Origin of the sequence: Acidithiobacillus sp. HP-11 (assembly GCF_015100075.1) — a bacterium.
Classification (GTDB): domain Bacteria; phylum Pseudomonadota; class Gammaproteobacteria; order Acidithiobacillales; family Acidithiobacillaceae; genus Acidithiobacillus; species Acidithiobacillus thiooxidans.
The window spans coordinates 1-6,395 of sequence record NZ_JACKYY010000077.1; the positions used below are offsets into that span (position 1 = coordinate 1).

The window sequence follows — 6,395 nt, forward strand, 5'->3', positions numbered from 1 at the left end:
GTCTGCTCCAGTCCGCCAAATCCAGGGCACGGGGCTATCGCACCCACAAGAATTTTATTAACATGGCTTACCTCGTACTGGGTAAGCTGGATCTCAAGCTACCCACTTAAAACAGCGAGGAACCTATACGAACACTACAACTGGGTTCATCATGGTTCCCTGAACATTCTGGGGGACTCGAAAGATATTATTTTGATTTGATCCAGCATCTAATAAACCAAAACATTCAAAGTCGTGGTCTCGTAATTGGAACAAATGCAGTAGAAAAAAACACCAACAATCGGGTCAGCGCTTTTTCACAAAAAAATTTACCACTTTTGCAAAGATTGTACAATGCTCGCATTGCAACAAAAAAATTAATCAACGAGTTTAATCCAGATCTTGTTTGTGTTCATTTTGCCTTATATGGTTTTCCTGCCGCTGATTTACTTTCCCGACAGGCTCTGGTGGTCCACTTCCATGGGCCATGGGCTCAAGAAACAGCAGTGGAAAATGGAAACAACAGATCTGCTATAAAATATTATATTGAAAAAACAGTTTACCGCAAAGCAAACCAATTAATTGTTCTTTCAGAAGCATTCAAGGAGATTTTGATAAAAGATTATCGAATTCCGGTTGATAAAATTTCTGTCGTACCCGGTGCTATTGACACTGAAAAATTCAATATATCCATTGGTAAGGTAGAAGCTCGGAAAAAACTGGGATGGCCCACTGATAGACCTACCCTCTTCGTTGTCCGTCGTCTTTCCAGACGGATGGGGCTGGAAAATCTTCTAATAGCATTAAAAGACGTCCGTAAAAAGTTTCCTGATGTACTCCTGATGCTTGCAGGCAAAGGCAATATGGCCAATGAGCTTGCGAAGAGTGCTGATGAGATGGGCTTGAAAAACAATATTCGCTTTCTCGGCTTCGTACCAGATGATAATCTTTCAATGGCTTATCGTGCTGCAGACTTCACTGTTGTTCCCAGCACTTCTTTAGAGGGATTTGGTCTCATAACGGTAGAATCCATGGCAACTGGCACACCTGTACTGGTTACCCCAGTAGGGGGGTTGCCAGAAATCATAAAACCTTTCAATCCTGAATGGATAACCAGAGATATCGGGAGCAAAGCAATATCTGATTCAATTATTAGTATTTTATCCGGGACAACAAAAATCCCTTCACCTGAGTCTTGCCAAGTCTATGCAAATCGTTACGATTGGAAAGCAGTTACTCCGAAGATTTCTGCAATTTATCGGGAGGCAATATCATGAATATTTTATTCGTTGATCAAACTGCAAAACTTAGTGGTGGTGAATTAGCCCTTTTAGATATTGTTACACCATATAAAGACGGCAGCAAAGTTATTTTATTTGAAGACGGCCCACTCTGCGTTGAACTCGTAAAACGTCAGGTTAAAGTTGAAATAATTATTCCAAATGGCGCCCTTAATAATATTCGTAGAGGTTCTCGTATTCCCATGGCAAGCATCACTTCATTGGTTCGTCTAGCCAGAAGCGTAGCTCAGGAAGCAAAAAATTTCGATTTTATCTTTGCTAACTCACAAAAGGCTGGTCTTGTCTCTGTTCTTGCTGGACAATTGGCGTCCAAACCTGTCGTCTGGTACTTGCATGATATTTTGAATTCCGAGCATTTTGGCAAGGCTCAATTGCTGGCCGCTCGATATACTGCAAAGAAGTCTACGCAAATTTTGGTCAACTCGAAGTCAACAAAAGAAGCTCTCCAGGTTTTGACTGGTCGTAACGATAATACTCATTTAATTTATAATGCTTTTAATACGAAACCATTTGTCGAAACTCCTAATTCTCAGGAAAACCAGCGTGAGGCCTTAGGCTTTGATAGTCGGCCTCTGGTTGGTGTTTTTGGCAGACTATCCCCCTGGAAAGGGCAGGATGTATTCTTGAGGACGCTTGCTATGATGCCGGCAGTACAAGGCTTGATTGTTGGCAGCCCCATGTTCGGAGAGGATGCTTACGCTCAACATCTGGAACAGGAAATCAAAACTCTTGGCCTGGAAAACAGAGTAAAGCTGCTCGGCTTTCGGAGTGATATCCCTGAACTTATGAAGACTTGCGATATAATCGCACACACGTCTATTGCACCTGAGCCTTTTGGTCGCGTAATCGTTGAAGGTATGCTTTCCGGAAGGCCGGTAGTTGCCAGCAAATCCGGGGGGCCCAATGAAATCATAGAAAATGGCGTCACGGGAATGCTCTATACCCCCGGCGATTCTCAGGCTCTGCAATCTGTTCTTTCAGAGATCATTAATGAACCAGAACAGGCTTTGCTGATGGCGCAACGTGGCAGGGTAACAGCTCTCAACCGGTTTTCCCTTGACAATATGCACAAACGTCTGGATGACATCATCACTGTTTGTTTTAACCAGCAAAAAACGACCCTTTGTGGAGAATCTGTCTAGTTTCCGCAGAAGATATCATCATTGCTCTCGATAGTCGTCACAGGATATGCTGGTTCTCAGGTTTTCTCTGCGGCTTGCCCATCGGGAATTGTCCATGCCGAAGCTCGGAGAATGATCAATGGCCACCATAAGAACCAGTATGCGCACACACTCTACTTTCCAATGGTCTAGCTGGACGCCTTTTATTATGGCGCTGGGAGATATTTTAGCCTTTCTTGCCGCTTTTTACTTTGCCCGGCTTTCTCACGCACTCTACTATGATATTAATCCGTTGTGGGTTCTTCAGCATTGGTGGGGGAGCCTGGCTCAAATTAACACATTGCTTTTTTTGATATTAACCGTCTCCGTCATTATCAGCTTTGCCATCAAGGGGCACTATAGCCAAAGAAAAGCTTTTTGGGATGAAGCAGGAGATGTGTTAGCTGTTCTTATTCTGTTTATTGCTCTGAATTCAGCTATCGCGTTCATTGGAAAATGGCCTCTTTCAAGACTGTGGTTATTTTCCACATGGGGTCTTGTTTTTTTGTTTTTACCCGTCGCCCGACATTCCACGCGCTGGATGCTGGCTCGTCTTGGGGCCTGGGCGAAGCCCGTTGTCATTATTGGTTGCGGAAAAAATGCTCTCGAAGCCATTCGCGCCCTGACCAGCGAACCCTTACTGGGCTACTCCATCAAAAAAATCCTGATTCCTGAAAATGCCTGCCTGTCGACCGGGAGGCAGAATTATCCGCAGGTCGGGATGGAGCCTCTGAGTCATGATCCAATCGGCCAATTAGCGGATTTGGGCAACCCGCATGTTGTGTTAGCTTTGGACATGGAGCAATGGGAGGCACAAGAACACTTGGTGCGCACCTTGGGTTTTGGTTATCCCCGTTTGACCATTGCACCGCCTTTGCGGGGTTTACCGCTTTTCGGTCTGGAAGTCATGCATTTTTTCAGTCAGGAAGTTTTTATGCTGCGGGTACGCGACAACCTCGCCCGACCCGGTCCACGTATTCTGAAACGTATATTTGACCTGCTTGCCGCGTCTTTGATCATCATTGCGGTCTCCCCTGTCCTTGCTTATTTATCCTGGAAAATAAAATCTGAAGATGGTGGAAAAATATTTTTTGCACAAGAGCGGGTCGGTCATAACGGAAAAACTTTTCGTTGTTTCAAGTTCCGGAGCATGGTTCATGATGCCGAAGCAAAATTAAGTGAATATTTGGAAACCAATCCAGATATAGCTGCTGAATACTCCAGAAATTTCAAGTTGAGAAACGACCCGCGAGTGACTCGAACCGGGCGTCTGCTAAGAGCCACCAGTCTGGACGAACTACCTCAATTATTCAATGTGTTACTGGGTCAGATGAGTCTGGTTGGGCCGCGCCCCCTGCTGGCACGCGAAATCAACCGATATGGTGACGGTATCAATCTCTACGCCCAGGTAAAGCCAGGTATAACGGGTCTCTGGCAAGTGAGTGGACGTTCGGAAACCACCTTTGCAGACCGTGCAGATCTGGATGCCTGGTATGTAAAAAACTGGTCTCTATGGTATGACATCGTCATTTTGTTGCGCACCATCAAGGTGGTGCTTTCGAAAAGCGGGGCCTACTAGCCATAAGACGCTACCAGCAATGGTGTCTGGTCTAAGATCCTGACACCATTCGGCCATGCCCGTGCTCACGCCCGAACAGATTCAACGCTATGCAGCAAGATTAGCCATCCATCTAAGATGGACGACGACCAAAATCTCAGCATCTGCGACAAAAAATGTTCCGCTGCCGGTGAGTCGCATCTGTCCGGCAGCTTGCAGCAGCTTGCATCCCCCGCGCGGCTCTTCTACAATAGGCACATTCCGTTGACGCGGTTTGCGTTATGCGAGTAAGAACGCTCCCTCCATCAGGAGGTTTGGGTACGACAGGTCTCCTGATCGTACCTTTTTTAATTTTAGGCTGGCAAAGGTGGCATGGCTTTATGGGTGAAATAACACGGGCGCTCATCAGCGTTTCTGACAAGCGCGGGGTGGTGGAGTTTGCACGGCGACTGCGCGACTTTGGGGTGGAAATTCTTTCTACGGGTGGAACCGCCAAGGTGTTGATGGCCGACGGTATTGCCGTTCAGGAAGTGGGCGATTATACCGGCTTTCCGGAAATGCTGGAGGGCCGCCTGAAAACCCTGCACCCCAAAATTCATGGTGGCCTGCTGGCCCGTCGCGGTAATGCTGACCACGATCGGCAAATAGCGGAGCAGGATATCCTTCCCATTGATTTGCTTTGCGTTAATTTATACCCGTTTGCCGAAACCGTGGCGCGCCCCGACTGCACGCTGGAAGATGCCATCGAAAATATTGATATTGGTGGGCCGACCATGCTCCGGGCCGGGGCCAAAAACTGGGAAGGAGTGACAGTTCTCGTTGATCCTGATGACTATTCCCGCGTCTTGCAGGAAATGGAACAAAGCCACGGTGGCGTGGGGGCGGCTACCCGTTTTCATCTGGCGACCAAGGTTTTTGCTCATACCGCCCAGTACGACGGAGCTATTGCCAATTATTTGTCAAGCCGCAATGTGGAAGGCCAGCAAAGTCAGTTTCCCCAGACCCTTTCCCTGCAGTTCGAGAAGGTGCAGGAATTACGTTATGGCGAAAACCCCCATCAGGCGGCGGCTTTTTACCGCGATGGCAGTGGCGGGGGGCTGGCAGATGCCCATCAGTTGCAGGGCAAGGCGCTTTCCTACAATAACATTGGCGATGGGGATGCGGCCGTCGCTCTGGTCATGGAATTCTCGGAACCGACCTGCTGCGTGGTCAAGCATGGGAACCCCTGTGGGGTAGCTTTGGGTCAGGATTTGCTCAGTGCCTTTCAGCGCGCCTGGGCGGGCGACCCGGTTTCGGCCTTTGGCAGCATCATTGCCTTTAATGCACCGCTGGATGCCCAAACTGCTGAACTGATCAGTAGTCAGTTTGTTGAAATGGTACTGGCTCCGGCCATTTTGCCCGATGCCCGCCTGATTCTGGCCAAAAAGAAAAACCTGCGGGCGCTGGCTTTTGAAGACGGTCACGCCTGGCAGCGTCCGGGCTGGGAATACAAGCGGGTGCGTGGTGGCCTGCTGGTGCAGGAATTTGATCAGGCCATGGAAATGGAAGACGACTGGCAGGTGGTCAGCACGCGCGCGCCCAGCCTGCAGGAGCAGCGTGACCTCGCCTTTGTCTGGCGGGTCGGTAAATATGTGCGGTCCAACGCCATTGTCTATGGTCGTGAAGGGCAGACCGTGGGCATTGGCGCAGGGCAGATGAGTCGCGTGGATGCGGCCCGCTGCGGGGCCGCCAAGGCACTTGATCTGGGCTTTGATTTGCACGGCGCGGCACTGGCTTCCGATGCCTTTTTCCCGTTTCGGGACGGGGTTGATGCGGCGGCCGCTGCCGGAGTGAAAGCCATTATTCAGCCCGGCGGCTCCATTCGCGATGAAGAAGTCATCGCCAGCGCCAATGAGCATGGGATGGCCATGGTGTTTACCGGCGTACGTCACTTCCGCCACGGTTAAGAGGGATATTTATGGGTGCGAAGGTTTTGGTTTTGGGAGGCGGCGGTCGTGAACATGCCATCGCCTGGAAGCTGGCCCAATCAGAACAGGTCGAGACCGTCTATTGCGCGCCCGGTAACCCCGGTACGGCTGGTGAAGAGAAGCTGTGCAACCTGCAGCTGAACCCCAACAATCCTCAGGCGGTAGTGGCTGAGGCCCATGTTCTGGATATTCAACTGGTGGTGATTGGACCGGAAGCGCCTCTGGTGGCGGGGGTGGGTGATGCCCTGCGCCGCGCCGGAATTCCGGTTTTTGGTCCGGATCAGGCAGGTGCCATGCTGGAGGGTAGCAAGGCCCATGCCAAGGCTTTCATGATGCGCCACGGGTTGCCGACCGCCCGTTTTGAGCGTTTTACGGACACTGCCCATGCTCTGGAATACCTCTGTCTCTTATACACATCTCCGAGCCCACG

Annotated in this window: 4 protein-coding genes and 1 pseudogene; all 5 read left to right on the plus strand. The window is 49.7% G+C overall.

Translation table 11 applies throughout. The features are described 5' to 3' along the window. Positions 1-140: 140 nt before the first annotated feature. The gene (locus tag H7F08_RS14580) at positions 141-1,256 is read left to right on the plus strand and encodes a glycosyltransferase family 4 protein (RefSeq protein ID WP_227487903.1); all 1,116 of its coding nucleotides are present in this window, start codon (positions 141-143) and stop codon (positions 1,254-1,256) included. Next, complete coding sequence (locus H7F08_RS14585) at positions 1,253-2,422, plus strand: glycosyltransferase family 4 protein (protein ID WP_193640939.1); 1,170 nt, start codon at positions 1,253-1,255, stop codon at positions 2,420-2,422. Before H7F08_RS14580 ends, H7F08_RS14585 begins: the two co-directional genes overlap by 4 nt. A 118-nt stretch (positions 2,423-2,540) precedes the next feature. After that, positions 2,541-4,019, plus strand: coding sequence for an undecaprenyl-phosphate galactose phosphotransferase WbaP (wbaP, locus tag H7F08_RS14590; RefSeq protein ID WP_226842697.1), 1,479 nt, complete (start codon positions 2,541-2,543; stop codon positions 4,017-4,019). A gap of 359 nt (positions 4,020-4,378) precedes the next feature. Beyond that, positions 4,379-5,944, plus strand: coding sequence for a bifunctional phosphoribosylaminoimidazolecarboxamide formyltransferase/IMP cyclohydrolase (gene purH, locus H7F08_RS14595; protein ID WP_193640940.1), 1,566 nt, complete (start codon positions 4,379-4,381; stop codon positions 5,942-5,944). Between the two features lie 11 nt (positions 5,945-5,955). Continuing rightward, a pseudogene (locus H7F08_RS14600) lies at positions 5,956-6,395 on the plus strand (phosphoribosylamine--glycine ligase); the annotation flags it as partial.

What these genes read in the sequence shown, in the direction of transcription:
- wbaP (WP_226842697.1), top strand. Translation starts at nt 2,541, where the DNA reads ATGGCCACCATAAGAACCAGTATGCGCACACACTCTACTTTCCAATGG.
- H7F08_RS14585 (WP_193640939.1), top strand. Translation starts at nt 1,253, where the DNA reads ATGAATATTTTATTCGTTGATCAAACTGCAAAACTTAGTGGTGGTGAA.
- purH (WP_193640940.1), top strand. Translation starts at nt 4,379, where the DNA reads ATGGGTGAAATAACACGGGCGCTCATCAGCGTTTCTGACAAGCGCGGG.